Raw genomic sequence first — 19,393 nt, forward strand, 5'->3', positions numbered from 1 at the left:
CAACGTGAGGTAAACGCGATGCCCCTCCTCGAGAGAGAGGGGCATCCGGAGCGATCACTCGGGAATTCGCTGCTTATAGTGGCCGTTATACTCGGCCCTGAGCTGATCCACGCAACCGGAATCAACGGCGTCTTGATAAGCCTTCGGAAATTTGTATCCGGCCGGCGTGCGCGCTCCCCAGTACGTCTTCACGTCGATCGGCCACACATAGTTTTGAGCATCCCAGTCGCTGGGATGAAGAACCCGCGACATTTTCTTCCAATCAAACGGAAGCTTCTCGCCGGCAAGAAACGCTTGATACTTATCCACATTCTGAGCGGTGATCAGCGTGGCTCCCGTGTACATCATGCGTTCGCACGGGCTGGGCTTAAATCCCTTCGCAACATCGTATGCCCGCACGAGCGCGAAACCGGCTTGCCATTGTGGGGTAAAGCCCATTGTCGCAAGAATGCGGCCTTCCTTCACCAACTTGAGGGTTTCTCGATTGCCATCGAGGCCGACGATCGGAATGTGCATACCAGCGTCTTCGACGGCTTGCATCGCGCCCAGTGCAATCGAGTCGTTTTGCCCGAAGACAGCATCAATCTTGGAGTGAGCCACCAACAGATCTTCCATGACCTTGCGAGAGTCAACCTGATTCCATTTTCCTGGTTGGCGCGCGACGAGCTTGATGTTGGGATATTCGGCCAGCGCTTTATCGAAACCCGCGGTTCTGGAAATATCTGCATCTACCCCGGGAAAACCGGTAATGTGCGCGACGTTGCCTTTTCCGCCGATCTTGTCAAAAAGCAATTTGGCAATTCTATAGCTATTTTCGACATCATCCGGCGAGAAGAAGGTTGCAAAAGCATAGTTGTCGGCCCCCGCATCCAAAGGATGGAAGCCGGGCAACGACTCCCAAACAGCAACATGCACCGCACCGACCTTCTTCGCCATCTCAACGATGGGCTTTATGTTCGCCGCAACGAGGTTCTCGCCGAACGTGATCCTGACCCCCGCACCGAACTGGGCCTCATAGATTTCGATCTGCTTTGCGGCATCGCCTTTGCCCGAAAGGATGCGATAATTTAGACCTAGGGATTTTGCGGCTTGTTCGGCACCTTGCGACCAGTTGTTGAAATATTCGTTTTCTAATGTAGAAACTTCAGACAGGACATCCTCAGCGCTCGCACCACCCGCAACGCCCAGGAATGCGGCGGTAGCAAAAAGGTAAGTCGATAGTCTTCGCATTGATTGACCCTCCTCGTACTTGTTTGTTGTAGATGATTTGCCTTTCGTTCACGTTGGTCGGCAGGCGCGCCCGTCTTCACGATGGAATAATTCGGAACAAACGACGTGTTTGCCTGTGCGTCAGAACAGTCATCCCGGCTAAGCGAAGAGTTTCATAACGCAACGCGGACGCTGTGGTGGTCCGTTGCTGCCGGCATCATGCTCTAGTCACATCTTCTTCCAGTCTCCGATCCGCTCGAACGCATGCGCCGCCCTATAGATGGTTGCCTCCTCGAAGTGGCGACCGACGAGCATCAGACCGACCGGCAGGCCATCCACGATTCCGCATGGCAGCGACATAGCCGGATGGTGCGTGATGTTGAACGGAGCCGTGTTGGTGAACATCTCCGTCGCACGAGTGATATAATCCTCTCGGCTGACGTCATGTGGAGGGAGTTGCGTCGCCTTCATCGGCGTCGTCGGTAGAAGGAGCAGATCGTAGTTCTTAAGGGCCTTGTCGTAAGCTGCACTTAAGCGGCGAGACACGTTGACGGCCTTGCCGTAGAATCGCGGCCCGTACGTGTTGTTTACGTAGGTGCCGAGCAACAAGAACAACTTGGCCTGCTCGGACAGGGAGTTCGCCTTCTGGCGCCACCCTCGATGAAAGTCCATGAGCGACAGTGAAAAGAGGTCGGATCGGCTGGTACCAAAGCCGTCACCGAACATCATGGTTTGTGTGGCGCCCTCGGTACCGATCGGCGTCCAGATTGCGGCTCCTTGGAGGTGCATCGGTACAGAGACCGTTTCAACGGAGGCCCCAAGATCCTTGAACCGTTTGGCCGCTTCACGAACCGCTCCATTGACGCCAGCTTCCGCCCCGGGCTGTTCGAAGCCCTCCTTCAGAACGCCGATCTTCAATCCGCTGACGCTTTGACCAAGCGCTTTCGTGTACTCTTCGACTTTCGGTGCTTTGATGCGCGGATCGTAACCATCGTCTCCGGCGATTACCTCCAAGAGCAACGCATTGTCTGCGACCGTTGCGGTCATCGGGCCCGTGTGGTCGAGCGTCAGCTCGTTAGGCATGATGCCGGTATAGGGGACGAGACCCCAAGTAGGCTTCATCCCGTAGATACCGCAAAACGATGACGGCATGCGTATTGAGCCGCCCTGGTCGCCGCCGATCGCCATATCGACTTCGCCAAGCGCCACAACAACAGCCGAGCCCGAAGACGAGCCGCCGGCAGAGTAGCCCATTCTATGAGGATTGTGCACCGGTCCGAGCGCACCGGTATGGCTACCACCGGATGTGCAAAAGCATTCGCAATGCACTTTACCTGCAATTTCGGCACCCGCATCAAGCATGCGGGTGACAATGGTTGCGTCGATATCTGGTACGAACCCTTCGAGCGTCGCCGAACCGTTCATCATTGGGACCCCGGCCAACATGACGTTATCTTTTAGAGCGACGGTCTTGCCCTTGAGTTTTCCGCTCGGCGCTCCTTCGATTCTCGCCTTGCGGTACCACGCGTTGTGCAGATTTTCCTCGGCTTGGGGTTGATAGCCCGGGGTGCGTGCATATTTCACCGGAGGCAACTCGTCCGGAACGGCTTCGATGTATCTGTAAGCTTCGAGGGATTGGTTGATCAGGCCGCGAAAGGAGACGATGTCCTGGTCGGTAAGTGAAAGGCCGCATTGTGAGGCGACATCACGCAACTGGGCGGGTGTGGGCGGGACAACTGACACTGGGCGCTCCTGTACTATCCGACGGCAGACCCACTCTGCGATGGGTTCAATTCGGCAAGGCTACTCGACTGCGGGTTGGTCGAACCGAAGCGGATCGTTCACAGTGGGTAAATTTGGGTAATTCCGCCAAGAAAGAGGCCGCCGAGAGCAGAAATTTTCGCACTCACGCCATCTGCAGCGCTTCTTTTCGGGCACGCCGCATGCTGAAAACTAATAATTGCATGCGGCGACCGGCTCGGCAGAAGCAGCTAGCTAGCAGGAGGCGGACTCATTAAGGCGCAGCCATAGCCGGATTGACGCGAGTTGAACGAATGCGAGGTAGTTGGCGGCCAGCCTATCGTAGCGCGTCGCCACCCGACGACATTGTTTGATCCTGTTGAAGGACCGCTCGACCTGGTTGCGAGCACGATAGAGACAGGGGCTGAAGCAGATCGGATCGCTGCGATTGCTTTTCGGCGGGATGTTGGCCCACACGCCCTTCTTCATGGCAATCTCCCTGATCTAGTCCGCATCATAGCCACGGTCGGCAAGCAGCATTGACCCGGATTTCAGACGAGACAGCAGTTTTCCGCCGAGTCGAACGTCATGGGCCTCACCCGGGCTCAGCGCCAGCCGTACCGGCAGACCATTGCCATCGACCACCGCATGGATTTTGCTCGTCAGCCGCCGCGGACCTTCCCATCGATTGACGCTGGTTCCTTGTGATGCAGGCTCCATGCTGATGCACGCGGACAATGGAGGTGTCGATCATCTGGACAGCGGCATCATGGGCAGTGGCAAGCGCTTCTATGATGCGGCCGCAAACGCCACCTAACGAAGCGGTTGTAGCAAGTGGTGTATGGGCCAAACGCCGTCGGCAGATCACGCCAGGGCGCGCCTGATCGGAGGACCCAGAAGATGCCATTCAGGACCCGTCTGTCGTTCACCCGAGGAACGCCACGCGGCTTGTTCGGCAGCATCGGCTTGATGGCGGTCCATTCATGGTCGGCGAGTTCGTAGCGCATGATTCGAGCCCCCAGTTCGGGAGTTTGAATGACGGCAGTCCGGCCAAACGCAACGCACCTGACCCGCTCTTGGTACGGCGCTTACGCACAGGAGCGGACATCAACCAGTCCTCAATCTCTGCCAAATGCGTCGAAAATGACCCGAAGCCGACCTTGTGCAATGCACATCACCGTTGATATGCTCGATCCATTCAGTCAGCGGGGAGTCCCGAACGATGTCCGATATCTCGCGTCGGGCCGTGACACTTGGCGCGGCCGGTGCTTATGTCGCGTTTGGGCTCGACAAGCCGATCACGTTTGTCGACGCGGCTCACGCTCAACGGTCCGTCACTCAACCTTTCCGCAAATACAAGGTCGGCGACATTGAAATCTTCTCTCTGATCGATGGCATGCGTGACGTTCCGCTGCGGGAGGGCATGGTCAGGAATGTCAGCGTCGAACAGGTCAAGACCGTGTTGCGTGGTGCCGGTTTTCCCGACAATCAGGCGCCCCTGCGGTTTATCGTCATGGCGCTCAAGCTGCGCGATCAAGTGGTCCTGATCGACTCGGGTACGGGCGGTCATCCGATTTATGGTGAGGGGAACGGCCGGTTATTCGAGAGCATGGCGGCGGCGGGCCTTGACCCCAAGGCAGTCAAGACGATCCTCATCTCCCATCTCCACGGCGACCACATTTATGGCCTCATGAACAATGAGAGCGATGCGCAGGTCTTCCCGGATGCCGACATCGTGGTGCCCGCCGCGGAATTGAAATGGTGGACGCGCCCGGGAGTCGAGTCGATCGATCTCGGACCGACGCGCAAAGGCCTCGCCCAGCGAATTCAGGCCACGGTGGCGACTTGGAAAAACGTCAGGACCTTTGAGGGAGAACCAGAACTCCTGCCCGGTGTGCACGCCGTTCAGGCGCCCGGCCATAGCCCGGGAATGGTCGCGCATCTGGTCACCTCCGGCGGCGAACAGTTCCTGATCAGCGCTGACGTGGTCAATCTTGCGCCACACATTTCAACAAATCCCGAGTGGCAGCTCGCTATCGACCAGGATCCGCAAATGGCTGTCGAAACGCGAAGGAAGATCTTCGATCGCGCAGTCGCCGACGAGCTCACCATTTCGGGTACTCACTGGTTGATGCCGAACGTCGGCACGCTGGCCAAGGATGGCAGCAGGTACGTATTCGTAGCCGAGGGGTAATATTCCCGCGACTCTATCTGTTGGCAATTGGAACACGACTGCTGCTCGTAGCGGAGAACCGGTCGGCATCTAAGTCAGCTTTTCGCCCATCGCGACATATTGCGCTGCCGCCCGAAGTCGGCCGCCATAGGGGCAAAGCAGACATTGCTTTAGTCGCATCACGCCGCCGGGTTTATAGGTACACAACGCATCAATCAGAAAAAAGAGCCATAGGCGGCAGGTAGCCGGCGTCCGCAGTGTGAGGCCTGTCGGACCCCGCATAGCCGGATGAAAAGCTGACGAGCTTGCATATCCGCGCGTATTAGCTTGGTTCGGCCTTCAGCCTGGGGTAGCGGATGAGTGGTGATGCACGATTTTCCACTCGCCGTCCTGGCGGCGTAGTACGAAAGTGAATCGAGCCGGCGTGGTTACCTGGTGACCTTTCCACAGCTGTGAAAAGACATAACTCCCCACCACCAAAGAAACGTTGTGCGCCAACACCACGGAATGCCATACGTCCATTTTCACGGTAGCGCTGCCGCGAAAGTAAGTGCCTATCTCTTTGGCGCCGATATAGAGCTTCGCGCTCGATGTACCATGAAGCATCGCGTCATCTGTGTATAGCGCAACCAGGCGATCCGGCGCGTGCGTGTTGAAAGTTCGTTCCCAGAGCCCTAGGAACTCGCGGATGTCCGGCAACAAGCGTTCGTTGTTCACTACAAATCTCGAAGTCTGGCTGGCAAGTTGATGGAGCTGGGAATGCACCTTCCGCTACGCCGCTATTATCGGCAAGACCGGCTGCTCGCGATAAAGCGGCTAAGTCCCATTTTTCTTTATCCATGTTGACGACGAGGAGCCAGGTTTGGCGGGAGTAAGTAAAGTAAAGGTTGACAGTATCGCGCACGATGTCGACCAACAGTGGGTCGCTCGGCAGCTAGAATACGCGACCGCAGCCAAACAGCGGTTTATCCTGGGTGAGATCGTCTCGGCCGAAACTATCGAAATGCCGAAGGGCATTACAGCCCGCGCGCGCTGTGTGCGCTCCAGACGCAGAAAGCCCCACTGCGACTAACTCGACTGGAGTATCGAAGCAGTGTCGTAATCGACCAAGATCAGCGCAATGACGAGGAGCCCGGTCCTAAGGTATTCGCGCCCGCGGGGCCTATTCGGCGCGCTGCCAAGCGGCCGCGGTTTCTTACAATGATTGCCTGCTCTCCAGCGTCTATCAACCAATCCATGCAAAAGCTGGTGTCCTGAATGTCATGGCCCCGTCACTCCGTCGCGCTGTTGGCGCCCAACGGAGAAGTGCGGATGGCGCAAAGGCTGCCAAACTAGCCGACGTCTAGTCCGAGCGTCTCCACCGCTGGCGCGATCTAATGCGGATGGCGGAGAGAGAGATCGCGCAGCCATCTCATTCTGCCGGAAAGCGGCTTTGGCGTTGCGCAAGCCTCATCGAAAGCAATCGAGAGGGAGCATCTGCAACGCACTGTCGGGATCAGGTCATTCCGTTCTGTTCGCGACAGCCGCCCGATGAGAATAGGCGCAAAAAAGCAGCACTGGCGATTGGCACGCTCTTTGAAACTAAGAAGCCGTCCCGTCCTGTGACGAGCCATGCGAGAACAGACAATGTTGCAAAGACGCAGCCGACCCGACGAAGCAAGTCAAATTGGAGCTGACAAGAAGAATGAAGTGGGCCGCGCTCCTGCTACAGCTTGCACTTTCCTCTGCAAGACTCCCTCCTTCACGACGGTCGAGATTGGATTGAAGCATTGAGCTTCTTTCTCGATCCCGATGCACTGCTCGGTCGTGAATGCGAGGCTCGGCCCGCAAACCGCGACGGCTTTCCTTCGCATTGGCGCAAATCATGCACTGCGCTACGCGGCGCATCTAATGATCGGATCTCCGGTTGGAGCACGCCGCCGATACCGACACCGTCACGTGCTGGATGACATGCTGATCGAGATCGAGCGTGAGCGGCGTGTGAATGATTCGATCCGCGGCGACTGCTTACCCTGCCCTCGCGGTCCGAGTTGATCTTCGAATAATCGAATTGCCCGCATTAGACACGGAGGCATTATGCGCATCTGCGGTATCAAGCTGACGCATGACGGAGCGATAGCCCTTATCGAGGACGGCCGGCTTATCTTTTGTATCGAGCAGGAGAAGCGGAGCAACAATCCGCGGTATCAAACGATCGAGAATCTCGATGCAATCGTGCGGGCTTTGGCGGAACACGGTCTCGACCCGCGGGAGATTGATCAGTTCGTCATCGACGGCTGGGTTGGGACGGTGGCCTCCGAGTTCCGGATCCTCAGCGGTAGCGTTCCTATTACTCTCAAAGGGGCATCGTATATTGAACGCCATGCAGAGGGCCTTCTGACCTCGCAGGACGGTTTTGGCCTCAGGCTCGACGGCAGGGATTTCCCTTATAGAAGCTATCCGCACGTCACGAGCCACCTCGCCGCCGCGTACTGCACCAGCCCCTTTGCCAAAGCTGGACAGGGAGCTTTCTGCCTCTTGTGGGATGGCGGCACCTTTCCACGTCTCTATCATGTAGGACGACAGGGGGCCCGGTTCATCGAGTGCCTATTCCCAGTGATTGGGCACGTCTATGCCGCCGCGGGCCTTCACTTTGGGCCGTATAAGCAGGCGAACCGCGCCAACTGGGACCTAGGCGACCCCGGCAAGATGGACCCTGGCGGTGCCGGCAAGCTCAACTTGGGTCTTGCAGGCAAGCTGATGGCTTATATCGCCCTCGGGTCTGTTGAAGAAGCCATCGTCGCGGTCTTTCAGGAGCTCTATCAACAGCGCTTTGCGGCTGACACGAAGCTTGCCACTTATCGTACCGACATCAAGAGTATGGAATCTAAGCTTGCGGCCGTGCATGGTTTCTTCGATGCTAGCGAGCGCCGGTTGGAGGCCAAGGCACCCGAAAATGTGCTCGCATCGTTTCATTGCTTCCTCGAGCGTCTGCTCGTGCGCGAAATGGCAATTGCTTTGCAGCGGCACTCGTGTTTTGAGACTCGCAATTTGTGCATAGCCGGCGGCTGCGGGCTCAATATCAAGTGGAACAGTGCGCTACGTGCGGCAGGCCTGTTCGACGCTGTCTGGGTGCCCCCCTTTCCAAACGACAGTGGCTCTGCAATCGGAACCGCTTGCTCTGCAATGGCGGACAAAGGATTCGGACCGCTCGAATGGTCGGTCTACAGTGGTCCGGCACTGCATGGTAGCGATGTGCCGCCCGAATGGGACGCGGTGCCCTGTAGCATGCATGAACTCGCGACTATTCTCGCCAACAACAAGCCCGTTGTTTTTCTTACCGGCCGCGCCGAACTTGGACCTCGGGCATTGGGCAGCAGAAGTATTTTGGCAGCCGCCACATCGCCGCGAATGAAGGATTATCTCAACGACATCAAGCATCGAGAACACTTCCGGCCAGTGGCGCCGATATGCCTGGAAGATCGTGCGCCGGAGATTTTCGCTCCCGGGACGCCGGACCCTTACATGCTTTTCGATCACCAGACGCGGGCAGAGTGGCGGGACAAAATTCCCGCGGTTATACATCTCGACGGATCTGCGAGATTGCAGACGATCAGCAGGACCTCTCAGCACAAAATTGCCGAGCTTCTCGTCGAATACGAATCGCTCACGGGCATTCCGCTGCTTTGCAATACGAGCGCCAACCAACACGGACGTGGGTTCTTCCCGCATGTCGCAGCGGCCTGTGAATGGGGACGCGTGGAACACGTGTGGTGCGATGGCATGCTGTGGGCGAAAGGTCCGTAGCGAGCAATTGGCGACCGACGGCGCGCTTCACGCCAACTTCACTGAGCAAATGGAGCTGGTAAGCCGTGGCCACACGGCTTGTCAAACCAATGTTGACGCTTTTGGATGGGGCCGCTTCGAGCGGCTAGCTTGAGCAACGTGAACACTGGGACTGCTACTCTAAGATCCGCAGCTTTTTGATTTTGTTGTACAGGGTTTTTCTTGAAAGCCCCAGAGAACTAGCTGTTTTTCCGCGATGAAGTCTGTTTCGTTTCAAGCCTTCTATGATCCATTCCCGCTCGGAGAATGCATTTTTCGGCTTAGCTGGTGCCGACGCGTTCAACAGCGGCCTGAGGACGTCCACGCTGATATGCGCATCTGAGAGCGTCACGAGCTGGTTCACGATCTGGCGCAATTCCCTCAAATTGCCAGGCCAATTATGGCCAGCGAGCGCCAAAAATGCAGAATTTTCGATCGCCAGCGTTTGGGCATTCGAATCCCCTTTCGCCTCGACTGTGAAATGTTGAACCAGCTGAGGCAGGTCCTCCAGTCGGTCTGGCAAGGCAGGTAGCTTGATGTCGAGCCCTGAAAACAAGCCGAGCAGCCTGGGACATAGCACCGTTTGAAGGCCAGCCCCGCGAGCAACCGTGGCAGTCGCGATAATTCGAGCACTGGAGCGCACAATCGATGCGCCGTTCAAGGGCGCGAAACTACCGGTCTCGAGGTAATCGGCAAGCCTTTCCTGCCCATCACGCGAAAGCTGATCGAGATGCAGCAGCAATACGGTCGTATCGCTTGCACTTTCCAGCAGCGACAGTTGGCGTCTTCTGCTCTGGTCGCGCTCGGCCCCGAAAAGCGTACCGACCGTATCGATGGGCGGACCGGGTCGGCATTGAAACAGCGCTGCGTTCGCGTGCTTGCGATCACTGAAGGCATGGACGAGGCTCGCTATCCTTCGTTTGCCCGAGCCGGGCTCGCCCCAAACGAGCACTGGACTTGGATGGGAGGCTAGGCGCTTTGCGGTTTCAAGAACGCGTTTCATGATCGAGGACTGCGCGATGATGCCGTGCCTGAAGCCGCTCAACTGGAGTTGGCGCTCAAGCAGGTCGACCTTCTCCCGCAACAAGTGAAGAGTTTTAAATCCCGAGGTGACCTCAAGGACAGACATCTCCAGCGGGACGCGATCGAGCGAGGAGCCCCCAATAAAACCTTTAACCCCCGTCTCGCCGCAGATATCCAAGAGTTCATCAGGCTTCGTTATCGGCCCGCCGCCGAGGAGGCAGATCACATTTCGGTCGACGGATTGAGCCACACGTGCGACTGCGCTCGTGCGCGCGGCAAGCTCCGACAGGCTAATCGATGGGTCAGATGCGCTTTCAACGCCACGATTGAGATTGAAATTGATGCAGATGGCCTGAGTACCGGCTTCAACCATGCGCCTTGCTTCGGATTGGGTCCGGGTATAGGCGATGGTCATCAGGCCGCGTTTTGCCGCCTTGACCAGCAGCTCTATTTCCCGGGCGTAACCCAGGCCGGATTTCTCAAGCAATGACCTCCTATAGTCATCAATGTGGATGACCGAAGGGAAGTTAGTGACTCCCGTAAAGCCCCATCTGCTGATCCGGTCGAGCCAGCGATCAATGTCGAATTGCGGATCAAAGGTACAAGCGCCGAAGAATACTGGCAATTTCGTGCTGGGCAGGATCTCGGTCCGACCGAAGCCGGCGACGAATTCATTGCTATTGCGGATTGGAAGGATTGAGGCGGGTGAAGAGCCGCCCATCGCGCGAAATCGGCCGGCATTGAGCGCAAGAACGAAATCTGCCCCTGCTCGTTCGGCCGCTCTCGCAGCCATGCCCGATCCGATCCCCGCCCCCAGCACAAACGAACGGGAATTCCGGAAGAACTGCCTGATACCGCCTCCCTTCACCTCGACCGCCCGTGGCTATAGACCGCGTTCGCTTTTGGCGACTAACTAAAATTAGCTCCAATTTGCGGGCGCATGCAACCGCCGCAGAGCTTTTCCGTTCGTCATGAACAGATGGCAGTCGGCCGGGGAAGCCGCAAGACGAACTTTTCCGGAGTTTTTGAGCGGATCGGGCTTAGCCGCTTTTGCCACGACTGCCTCCTTTCCGGCGTTGCCATAAACGTAAGTGACGCTGCCGAGATGCTCGACGAAATCGAGATCGAGGTCGATCGCGATATCCTTCTCTGCGGGCGATGAGGAGAAATCATCGGGTCGAATGCCAAGCGTAATCGGCTTGCCGATGAGCGATTTGTCCGGCTCCACGGGGACACAGACCAGCGCACCCGCGTCCAGTCGAACCTCCATGCCCAACTCATGCGCTGCTTCGACCTTGCCGACTAGGAAATTCATTTTCGGCGAGCCGATGAATCCCGCGACAAACCGGGACGCCGGATTGTGGTAGAGATCATGTGGTCTTCCCACCTGCTCGACAACGCCGTCCTTGAGCACGACGATCTTGTCGGCCATGGTCATGGCTTCGATTTGGTCGTGCGTCACATAAATCATCGTGTTGCCAAGCTGCTTGTGAAGCTTGGCAATCTGAACCCGCATTTGGACGCGCAATTCCGTATCCAGGTTGGACAACGGCTCATCGAACAAAAACACCTTTGGCTTACGCACAATGGCGCGGCCAATTGCCACGCGCTGCCGCTGCCCGCCGGACAGTTGTCGAGGTTTACGACCCAGGAGGTGATCCATTTGCAACAGCGATGCAGCCTGGGCAACCCTGGCATCAATGTCGGCTTTACTAAGTTTCGCCATGCGGAGAGGAAAGGCGAGATTCTCGCGGACAGTCATATGCGGATAGAGAGCGTAGCTCTGAAACACCATGCCAAGGTTGCGATCAGCCGCATCAACGTCGTTGACGACCTCGTTATCGATCAGCAGCCGTCCATCGCTAATTCGCTCCAGCCCTCCGATCATGCGCAGCAGCGTCGACTTACCCGACCCGGATGGCCCAACGAAGACGACGAATTGGCCATGGTCGATTGCCAGGTCGATATTCCGCAGTACCTGGATAGTCCCGTAGGCCTTGCTGACACCTTCTAGACGAACGTCGGCCATCACGCTCTCCTCTGTCGCGGGCTTGCAACCACGGCCGGGATCTCAATCTCCGCCAGGCTCGATACGATGAAATCTGGTCGTGCCAGGGAAGGATTCTCTCGGGGCGGAACGCCGGTCGTGACCAGCACGGTCGGAAGGCCAGCTCGCTTACCGGCCTGAATATCCGTCGCAACCTGGTCACCGATCATCAGTGTGGCGCTGCGCACCGTCCCTAGGCGGGAAAGCGCCGTTTCGATCATGTGCGGCTCGGGCTTACCAACGATCAGCGGCTTGACCTGGGTAGCAGTAGCCACAGCCGTAATTATTGCTCCTGCTCCCGGTTCGAATCCATTGGCGGTTGGCAAGAGGAGATCGGGGTTTGTGCCGATGAGGGCGGCCCCGTTCAAGATCGCCTCAATCGCAATCCGCATCTTCTCATGTGTGATGTGGCGATCGAGACCCATCACCACGATCTCCGGCTCTTGGTCAGTCACGTCCAGACCTACCGCGGCGACCGCATTCACAAGCGAGGTCGCGCCGATGACATATACGCGGCTCGCGTCCGGGTACTTCGCGCGCGCGAGTTCTGCGGCCGCGATCGCGCTGGTAACCACTTCGTTCGGCACGATTGCAAGACCAAATGCTTGCAATTTGCGGGCGACGTCCTCCGGCGTGTGGGTCGAATTGTTTGTCACGAAACAGAACGGCAGTCCGGCCGCCCGCCAACGCGTAAATGCTTCTATGGCATCGACAATTGCGGCATCTCCGCGATAGAGGACGCCATCGAGATCCGAAATGATCCCAGCGACTGACGGCCAGTCAAGATGAGAGCTTGGGCTAGCCATTCATCAGCATCCCGCCATTCACGTGAACGATCTGTCCTGTCATGTAGGAAGCCGCAGGACTCGCGAGGAAGACGGCTAGCCCTGCGATATCCTCAGGCACTCCAACCCGTCCTAATGGGATCCGGCCACCATGGCGAGCTTCGGTCTCCTCCCGCGGGCGACCGTGCATGGGAGTATCAATGATGCCAGGCGCGATCGCATTCACGTTGATGCTGAGGGGCGCGCATTCATAGGCAAGTAGTTTGGTCATGTCGTGAACGATTGCCTTTGAAAGGCAATAGTCACCCCCGCCGGCCTGGTAGTTGAAAACTGCACCTTGCGATGACAGCGAGGAGCCCACATTGACGATGCGTCCGCCCTTGCTTTTCATGAAGCGCTCAACGACCAATTTCGAACAGCGCAGGACGGCGATCGAGTTGATCTGGATCGTACGTTCAATTTTTTCAGCGCTGCCGCTGAGCAGCGGCTGGGCAGATTTTATGCCTGCATTATTGACCAGCACGTCCAGCCGGCCAAAGTGCCTGGCGATTTCTTCGAGGACCCTACCGACGTCTTCCTCGCGCGCGACGTCCATAGCCATGGGCAGTATGCCGTTGCCATACGGCAGTCTTGGCAGAGTATCTCTGAGGTTCTCTAGATTGGCATCGGTGGCGACGACGTTCGCGCCTCCCTGGCGAAATGCATTCGCAATGGCAGAACCAATACCGCCACCTGCCCCGGTGACGAGCACCGTTCGGTCTGCAACTGAGAACTGTTCGGTCATTCCAACTCCAAGATCGTTTGAGACTGTAAGAACTCGTCAACTGCCTGGGCAGTCGGCATTGAGCTTTGAGCACCGCGCCGTGTTACACATAAGGCAGCCACCGCTAGCGCCCTTCTCACTGCTTCCTCTAGAGGCAGCCGCTGAGCGAGCGACGCTGCGAATGCCCCGTTGAAGGCATCGCCTGCGGCCGTGGTATCGACTACCTTGACCGGAAAGGCTCGCAGAGAAAAGGAGCGTGTAGCGTCGGCATAATAAGCTCCCTGCGCTCCGAGCGTGATCAGCGCGGCACCGGGCCCGAGATCAAGCAGCTTCTCCGCCGCGCGCGCGGCGCTCTCGAAGTCGCACACCTCGATGCCGGTCAGCTCGAACGCTTCCGTCTGGTTCGGCGTGACAAAATCAACGCTTCTCCACGCAGCAGATGAAAGACCTGGCCTCACCGGGGCTGGGTTGAAAATAAGCTCGAAGGCTTTCTCACGCTTCAGCTCGAACAGTCGATTGAGCGCGGGGATCGGCATCCCCATTTCTGCGACGACGATTGTATCGCGCTCTATGAATTTGATTGCGCTCTCGATCATGTCCGGCGCCACGTTCGAATTGGCGCCTGGGTCTATGACGATCATGTTGGAGCCGTCGTCAGCGACCATAACCACGGCCAAGCCCGAGACTTCGCCTGTACAGATCGTAAGTGCATCAGTGCAAACGCCGGCTTCCATGAGCGATTTTAAAAGCGACTGACCGGCATCATCATCACCGAGATGCGTGTAGAAGTGTGGTTTTAGGCCGAGGCGGGCGGCCGCGACGGCTTGGTTCGCGCCCTTTCCTCCAGGGTGACGTCTCACCGTACCCATCAGGCTTTCACCCGGTGTTGGAAGCCGCTCGACATTGAAGCACAGATCGAGATTCGTCGTTCCGAAGAACATTAATGGCCGGACGCTCATTTTACGGCACCGAAGGTTAGGCCGCGTTCTAGGTGACGCTGACCGATTACGATCAGAATGACGGGAATGATCATCGTCACGACCAGCCCTGCGGCCATGACCGGGTAGAATTGCACGCCTGGATTGAGCAGCTTGAGAAGAGCGACCGTTACCGGCGCCTTGGTCGAAGTGAGGATCAGACCTAAGGCGAAGTTGTGCCAAGCGAGCAGGAAGATGAGCAACGAGGCCCCGATCAGGCCGGGTTTCAAAAGCGGTAGCACGATGTGCAGCACAACTCGGACCGGTTTGGCGCCATCCATGGCAGCTGCCTCCTCGATGTCTTTCGGGATGTCTTCGATATAGGACCGGCTCAGCCAAACAATCATCGGCAATGTAACGACTTGGTAGACCCAGATCATCCCGATATAGGTGTCATACAATCCAATCGTCTGAAAGACGCTGAAGAGCGGGATGACAACCAAAAGGACGGGGGCAAAGCGGAAGCCCAAAATGAAGAAGGCAATGTCTTCCTTGAAAGGTATGTCTCGCCTGGCTAGGACGTAGCCGGCTGGCACTCCAATGAGCAGCGCGATGATTACGGAGCCCAGCGCAATGACGACGCTGTTCGTGACCGGCGTTAGGAAGTCGACTTTGATGGTGCCATAGCTGGTCGCTCCGGCCTGGCTGACATCAAACAGGACACGGAAATTCTCCAGCGTAGGCACGAACAGGAAGGTTGGCGGCCAGGTCATCACTTCAGCCTGCTGCTTCAGCGACATCATGGCGATCCAGACAAGTGGAAAGGCCAAGATCAATGCGCAAATACCGACGAGCAGGTTCAGAAGCACATTGACGGAGGTGGAGCGCTTCAATCGCATGGGTTGCATCCTCAGCTTACGCGCTGCCGAACGAGGCGCCATAGCTTCACCATGGCAAACGTTGCGATTAACACGATCATCCAATTGACGACCATAAGTGCGGCACCGCGCCCAAAGGCGAGATTCTGGAACGCGGTAATGTAAGCTCGCACCGAAAGTACGGAGGTGCTATTTCCAGGGCCACCTTGCGTTGTCCCAAAAATGATATCGAACTGATTGAGGGATTCGATCAGCCGAAACACGGCGGCGATCAGGATGTATGGCGCAATCAGCGGCAACTCGATGCGCCGGAAGGTTGCCCAGCCCTTCGCGCCATTTACACGCGCGGCCTCCTTGACCTCTTCATTGATGCCCTGAAGACCGGCGAAGATGATTAGGGCGAAGAATGGCGTATAGGTCCAAACGTCAATAAGGACGAGTGAGAACATCGCGCTGTTTGGATCTGAAATCCATGTAAATCTGCCTATGCCTGCCAGAGAGAGCAGGTAGTTCATGATTCCATTTTTCGGGTCCATCATTGTCGTCCACATGAGCGCTACGCTCATCGGAGGCAGGACGAGCGGCAGGAGAATGACGGGCCGCATCACGCGCGCCAGGAAGACGTCAGTTGCAAACAGCTTGGCAAGCGCCAGACCCAATACGGCTTGCGCAAGCACCGCCGATCCGGCGTAAACAAGAGTGGCACGAACGCTATTCCAAAAATCTCCTGTCTTGATCAATGCCGCGAAGTTGTTGAGGCCGATGAAGTGGACCAAAGGCCGGCCGAATTTGAGATCGGTCAGCGACTGAAACACGCCATAGAAAAACAAGATAAGAAAGCCAAGAAGTACGATGATAGCGGGGGTGATTGCGGCAACGCTCCACCAATCAAAGCGCGGATCTTGCACGCTGACCGCCTTGCGTTTTGGCGATGCAAGTTGACTGGTCGAAGACTGCAGCGTCACGAGCCCGTGGGATCCTCGGATGTCCATCTCAGTTCATCTTTAAAATGCAGGGCGGCGATGTTGCTCGCCGCCAGCGCGTTTCACATGGACGAGCGGATCTCGGAAGCGAGATCAGCCAGCGTGGCCTTCACGTCAGCTCCATTGACCATTTTTTGCATAGCGACGGCCCAAGCGTTCATTGCTTCTGCAAAGCCAGCACGAGCTGTAAATGCGAGTTTTGCTCTATCCTGCACGGTCTTGAACGTGTCCACGAAGTTATTGAACTCAGGCTTTGCCGCATATTCGAGCCAAGCCTTGTCACTCCAGGTAGAGGCACGCGGAGAGTTGACGAGCTTGGCGGCGACGGCTCCGTTCAGTTCGACCTGCTTTGACGTTGCCCATTGGATGAACAGCCAGGCTGCCCCCTTCTTCTTTGAAGCGGCATTCATCGCAAGAGACCAGATCCAGATGTTGGATTCGAAATTCTTGCTGTTAGGAGCGCGCAGCGGAGGCGCGAATGCGATCTTCCCCGAGCCAGGTTTGCCGGCCACGTCATTCCAAAAGCCGAACATATTGGAATCGATCGCCATCGCCGTGCGTCCCGAACTGATGCCATCGACCACCTGGTACCAATTGTCGTTCGCAAAGGACGGAGCCGCGCACTTCTTGATCATGTCCACATAGTCCTTGTGGAACGCGATCGACTCCGCCGAGTCGAGGCCAGTGTCCGTCTTGCCATCCTTGAAGACGAAATCATGCACCCCATAGGACCTGGCGATCGAGATCGCGGCCGTGTGGATGCTGCTCCAAAATCGCACGCCGCGCACGCCAAGGGGTGTGATCGCGGGATCCGCGGCCTTCAGTTTTTCGCAGGCCGCGGACATCTCCGGAGGAGTCGTTGGGACTTTAACGTCGTACTTGTCGAGGATGTCCTTGCGGTAGAGCAGCTGGATGTTCTCAAAGCCATGCGCAATGGCCCAGACCTGTCCGCTTCCCGGCTCGATCTGCCCCTCTTTGACCTTCCAGGTCAGCGCATCTCGAAGTGCAGGAAAGAAATCCTGATAGTCGTACCCCGCCGCCGTAAGTCTCGGATCGTTCAGATAATTGTCGAGCGGCTCAAGCAATTGACCCGGCGCAAGATCCCATGCTGGTTGGATGCCCGTCCCCACCACGTCCCAGCTCGTTGACTTGGTGCTGAGCTGGATTGTCAACTTATTCCAATAGGCATCGTCCGGATAAAGCTCGGGCGTCACTTTGATGCCCGTGAGCTTCTCGAACTCCGGCAACTGGGCTGCGACCGCGTCGGCATACGGATGAATGTCATAGGCCCAGACAATCGACGCGCCTTCAAACTGGCGCCAGTTGATCTCGTCCGCCCTGGCTTGGGTGAATATCATGCCCGTTTCAGCCAAAACCGTGCAGCAGATGAGAACGCTTCGGGCAAGGCTCATCCAATAACCGCGAAAAGCGGCGAGCTTCCTTGTCATCATTCCCTCCTAGGCTCTTTGGCCCGTAAACCCACGCGCCCTCGTCGTCCGGGGGCGCGGTGAAGGGATGCTAATCCGTCATTTTTCTGCCTTGAGCTGGTTTTCAAACCAGCGTTGGGTAACATTGGGTAAGACGCAAATTCACGCTTGGTGCCTACGACGCACCTGGTGGGTAAGACAGCATCACGGTCGGTTCCGTGAAACAGGTCCTTATCGGCGAAGCATGATCGCTTTCGTTGACTTGGGCTATCGACCTGACGAGGGTCCCGGCCTTCGGACCGGATGCGCAAGCGCTCGGCACGCTGACTTTCAAATATCTGAAAGCAGGGGCGCCGGTCGCGTGCGATTCGACCGCAGTCGATAGCTCGTCAGGACTGAGAGGGTCAGTGGCCGGAATCGGATGAGCAATGAGCTCGAGAGCCCGTCATCATGTCGGGCGTATCGAAGGTGATCCTTGCTTTCTTGATCGGCATACGATCTTGCGGTGTGCTAGCAATGTTCGGATTATCCACGCTGGCTGTCCAATAATCAGCTAGATTGCCGCCCAGAAACAAGACCTCGGTCTCCTCGCGCGGTATTCCCCCTATCCAATCTCGCAGCTCCTCATCTCCGGGAGCATGCCCACGCTCTAGGGTCTGTTGAGATTCAAGATTGAACGAAGCCGCTGACGCGGCATGTAGGGAGTCATAGCAAGGATTGCCTCCTGTCTGAGAGGATTGCGGGTTTTCGAAGCCCAACCCTTTAGACAGGAGGTTTTCCGATGGCTGAGATCAGCCCACTTCGCCGCCGCATGATCGAGGACATGACGGTCCGCAATCTGTCACCGGCGACGCAGCAATCCTACCTCAACGCCGTAGCGAAGTTGAGCCGATATTTCGGTCGTTCCCCGGACCGCCTTGACCTGGAGGATATCCGTGCCTTCCAGGTTCATCTGGTTGCGATAGGGATGTCCTGGCCGGCGCTGAACCAGATCGTCTGCGCGCTGCGGTTCTTCTACGGTGTGACGCTTGGTTATGACGCCGTTCCGGAGCGCATCGCCTATGCGCGTAAACCGCGCAAACTGCCGGTCGTGCTGAGCGCCGACGAGGTCGTTCGCTTCCTGGAAGCAATCCCAAGCCTAAAGAGCCGTACCGCGTTGACCACCGTCTATGCCGCAGGCTTGCGCGTATCGGAAGTGGTCCTCTTGAAGGTTGTCGACATTGATAGCCAACGGATGTTGATCCGGGTCGAGCACGGCAAGGGCGGCAAGGACCGTTACGTTATGCTCTCGCCGCAGCTTTTGAGGATTCTGCGGACGTATTGGCGGCTCACTCGGCCAAAGCGATGGCTGTTTCCCGGTCGCGACGACGAGCGTCCGCTCGTCCCGAACGTGCTGCATGCCGCGTGCCGTTCAGCCTGTGCGGCGGCCGGCTTGAGCAAGTCGGTGACAGTGCATACGCTGCAGCACACCTTCGCGACCCATCTTCTGGAGAATGGGGCCGACGTGCGCATCATCCAGGTGCTGCTCGGCCATGCCAGTCTGGCCAGCACGGCGCGCTATACCCAAGTCGCCACTAAGACCATCAGCAATACGCCAAGTCCGCTTGACCGGCTTCGCCTGGAGGTCGTGCCGCCCGGCTGAGC

At 57.4% G+C, this 19,393-nt stretch carries 14 protein-coding genes and 1 pseudogene; 3 read left to right on the forward strand and 12 right to left on the reverse strand.

Features of this window, described 5'->3' with window-relative positions:
- Positions 1 to 54 precede the first annotated feature (54 nt).
- From Q2M23_RS29695 to Q2M23_RS29705, 3 genes and pseudogenes are all read right to left on the reverse strand, one after another.
- On the reverse strand, positions 55 to 1,230 hold the full coding sequence (locus tag Q2M23_RS29695; RefSeq protein WP_316397949.1) for a sugar ABC transporter substrate-binding protein: 1,176 nt from the start codon (positions 1,228 to 1,230) through the stop codon (positions 55 to 57).
- 207 nt (positions 1,231 to 1,437) lie between these two features.
- Complete coding sequence (locus Q2M23_RS29700) at positions 1,438 to 2,952, reverse strand: amidase (protein ID WP_316397950.1); 1,515 nt, start codon at positions 2,950 to 2,952, stop codon at positions 1,438 to 1,440.
- 252 nt (positions 2,953 to 3,204) lie between these two features.
- Positions 3,205 to 3,956: pseudogene (locus Q2M23_RS29705) on the reverse strand (IS5 family transposase).
- Between the two features lie 215 nt (positions 3,957 to 4,171).
- Here Q2M23_RS29705 and Q2M23_RS29710 point away from each other — a divergent pair.
- Entirely contained in the window at positions 4,172 to 5,143 is a 972-nt protein-coding gene (locus tag Q2M23_RS29710) for an MBL fold metallo-hydrolase (RefSeq protein ID WP_316397951.1), read from the forward strand.
- A gap of 318 nt (positions 5,144 to 5,461) precedes the next feature.
- On the opposite strand, the gene Q2M23_RS29715 is transcribed toward Q2M23_RS29710, so the two are convergent.
- Positions 5,462 to 5,839 carry a nuclear transport factor 2 family protein gene (locus Q2M23_RS29715; RefSeq protein WP_316397952.1) on the reverse strand — a complete coding sequence of 126 codons (378 nt, stop codon included), beginning with the start codon at positions 5,837 to 5,839 and terminating at the stop codon, positions 5,462 to 5,464.
- 1,359 nt (positions 5,840 to 7,198) lie between these two features.
- Between Q2M23_RS29715 and nodU the strand changes: the two genes are divergently transcribed.
- On the forward strand, positions 7,199 to 8,908 hold the full coding sequence (gene nodU, locus Q2M23_RS29720; protein ID WP_316397953.1) for a nodulation protein NodU: 1,710 nt from the start codon (positions 7,199 to 7,201) through the stop codon (positions 8,906 to 8,908).
- A 154-nt stretch (positions 8,909 to 9,062) separates the two neighbouring features.
- On the opposite strand, the gene Q2M23_RS29725 is transcribed toward nodU, so the two are convergent.
- The 8 genes from Q2M23_RS29725 to Q2M23_RS29760 form a co-directional block, all read right to left on the reverse strand.
- Positions 9,063 to 10,817 (reverse strand): phosphoenolpyruvate hydrolase family protein, encoded by a 1,755-nt coding sequence (locus tag Q2M23_RS29725; protein ID WP_410469789.1) that lies wholly within the window; start codon positions 10,815 to 10,817, stop codon positions 9,063 to 9,065.
- Between the two features lie 51 nt (positions 10,818 to 10,868).
- Positions 10,869 to 11,978 carry a sn-glycerol-3-phosphate ABC transporter ATP-binding protein UgpC gene (locus tag Q2M23_RS29730; protein ID WP_316397955.1) on the reverse strand — a complete coding sequence of 370 codons (1,110 nt, stop codon included), beginning with the start codon at positions 11,976 to 11,978 and terminating at the stop codon, positions 10,869 to 10,871.
- Positions 11,978 to 12,802 (reverse strand): HAD-IIA family hydrolase, encoded by an 825-nt coding sequence (locus Q2M23_RS29735; RefSeq protein ID WP_316397956.1) that lies wholly within the window; start codon positions 12,800 to 12,802, stop codon positions 11,978 to 11,980. Before Q2M23_RS29735 ends, Q2M23_RS29730 begins: the two co-directional genes overlap by 1 nt.
- Complete coding sequence (locus Q2M23_RS29740) at positions 12,795 to 13,565, reverse strand: SDR family NAD(P)-dependent oxidoreductase (RefSeq protein WP_069276330.1); 771 nt, start codon at positions 13,563 to 13,565, stop codon at positions 12,795 to 12,797. The genes Q2M23_RS29735 and Q2M23_RS29740 overlap by 8 nt, the downstream gene beginning before the upstream one ends.
- A complete protein-coding gene (locus Q2M23_RS29745) occupies positions 13,562 to 14,503 on the reverse strand; it encodes a ribokinase (RefSeq protein WP_316397957.1) in 942 nt (313 codons plus the stop codon). The genes Q2M23_RS29740 and Q2M23_RS29745 overlap by 4 nt, the downstream gene beginning before the upstream one ends.
- Positions 14,500 to 15,360: a carbohydrate ABC transporter permease gene (locus Q2M23_RS29750; RefSeq protein ID WP_316397958.1), complete on the reverse strand. Its 861-nt coding sequence runs from the start codon at positions 15,358 to 15,360 to the stop codon at positions 14,500 to 14,502. Before Q2M23_RS29750 ends, Q2M23_RS29745 begins: the two co-directional genes overlap by 4 nt.
- Positions 15,361 to 15,371: 11 nt before the next feature.
- Entirely contained in the window at positions 15,372 to 16,304 is a 933-nt protein-coding gene (locus Q2M23_RS29755; RefSeq protein WP_316397959.1) for a sugar ABC transporter permease, read from the reverse strand.
- 80 nt (positions 16,305 to 16,384) lie between these two features.
- Positions 16,385 to 17,770 (reverse strand): extracellular solute-binding protein, encoded by a 1,386-nt coding sequence (locus Q2M23_RS29760; RefSeq protein ID WP_316397960.1) that lies wholly within the window; start codon positions 17,768 to 17,770, stop codon positions 16,385 to 16,387.
- A gap of 760 nt (positions 17,771 to 18,530) precedes the next feature.
- On the opposite strand from Q2M23_RS29760, the gene Q2M23_RS29765 reads away from it, so the two are divergent.
- Complete coding sequence (locus tag Q2M23_RS29765) at positions 18,531 to 19,391, forward strand: site-specific integrase (RefSeq protein ID WP_316397961.1); 861 nt, start codon at positions 18,531 to 18,533, stop codon at positions 19,389 to 19,391.
- The last annotated feature ends 2 nt before the right edge of the window (positions 19,392 to 19,393 follow it).

The sequence above is a fragment of the Bradyrhizobium sp. 33ap4 genome (assembly GCF_032654765.1).
Lineage (GTDB): Bacteria > Pseudomonadota > Alphaproteobacteria > Rhizobiales > Xanthobacteraceae > Bradyrhizobium > Bradyrhizobium australafricanum.

Coding starts and splice junctions, on each gene's coding strand:
- Q2M23_RS29695 (WP_316397949.1), bottom strand. CDS start 1,230: ATGCGAAGACTATCGACTTACCTTTTTGCTACCGCCGCATTCCTGGGC.
- Q2M23_RS29710 (WP_316397951.1), top strand. CDS start 4,172: ATGTCCGATATCTCGCGTCGGGCCGTGACACTTGGCGCGGCCGGTGCT.
- nodU (WP_316397953.1), top strand. CDS start 7,199: ATGCGCATCTGCGGTATCAAGCTGACGCATGACGGAGCGATAGCCCTT.
- Q2M23_RS29730 (WP_316397955.1), bottom strand. CDS start 11,978: ATGGCCGACGTTCGTCTAGAAGGTGTCAGCAAGGCCTACGGGACTATC.
- Q2M23_RS29735 (WP_316397956.1), bottom strand. CDS start 12,802: ATGGCTAGCCCAAGCTCTCATCTTGACTGGCCGTCAGTCGCTGGGATC.
- Q2M23_RS29740 (WP_069276330.1), bottom strand. CDS start 13,565: ATGACCGAACAGTTCTCAGTTGCAGACCGAACGGTGCTCGTCACCGGG.
- Q2M23_RS29745 (WP_316397957.1), bottom strand. CDS start 14,503: ATGAGCGTCCGGCCATTAATGTTCTTCGGAACGACGAATCTCGATCTG.
- Q2M23_RS29750 (WP_316397958.1), bottom strand. CDS start 15,360: ATGCGATTGAAGCGCTCCACCTCCGTCAATGTGCTTCTGAACCTGCTC.
- Q2M23_RS29760 (WP_316397960.1), bottom strand. CDS start 17,770: ATGACAAGGAAGCTCGCCGCTTTTCGCGGTTATTGGATGAGCCTTGCC.
- Q2M23_RS29765 (WP_316397961.1), top strand. CDS start 18,531: ATGGCTGAGATCAGCCCACTTCGCCGCCGCATGATCGAGGACATGACG.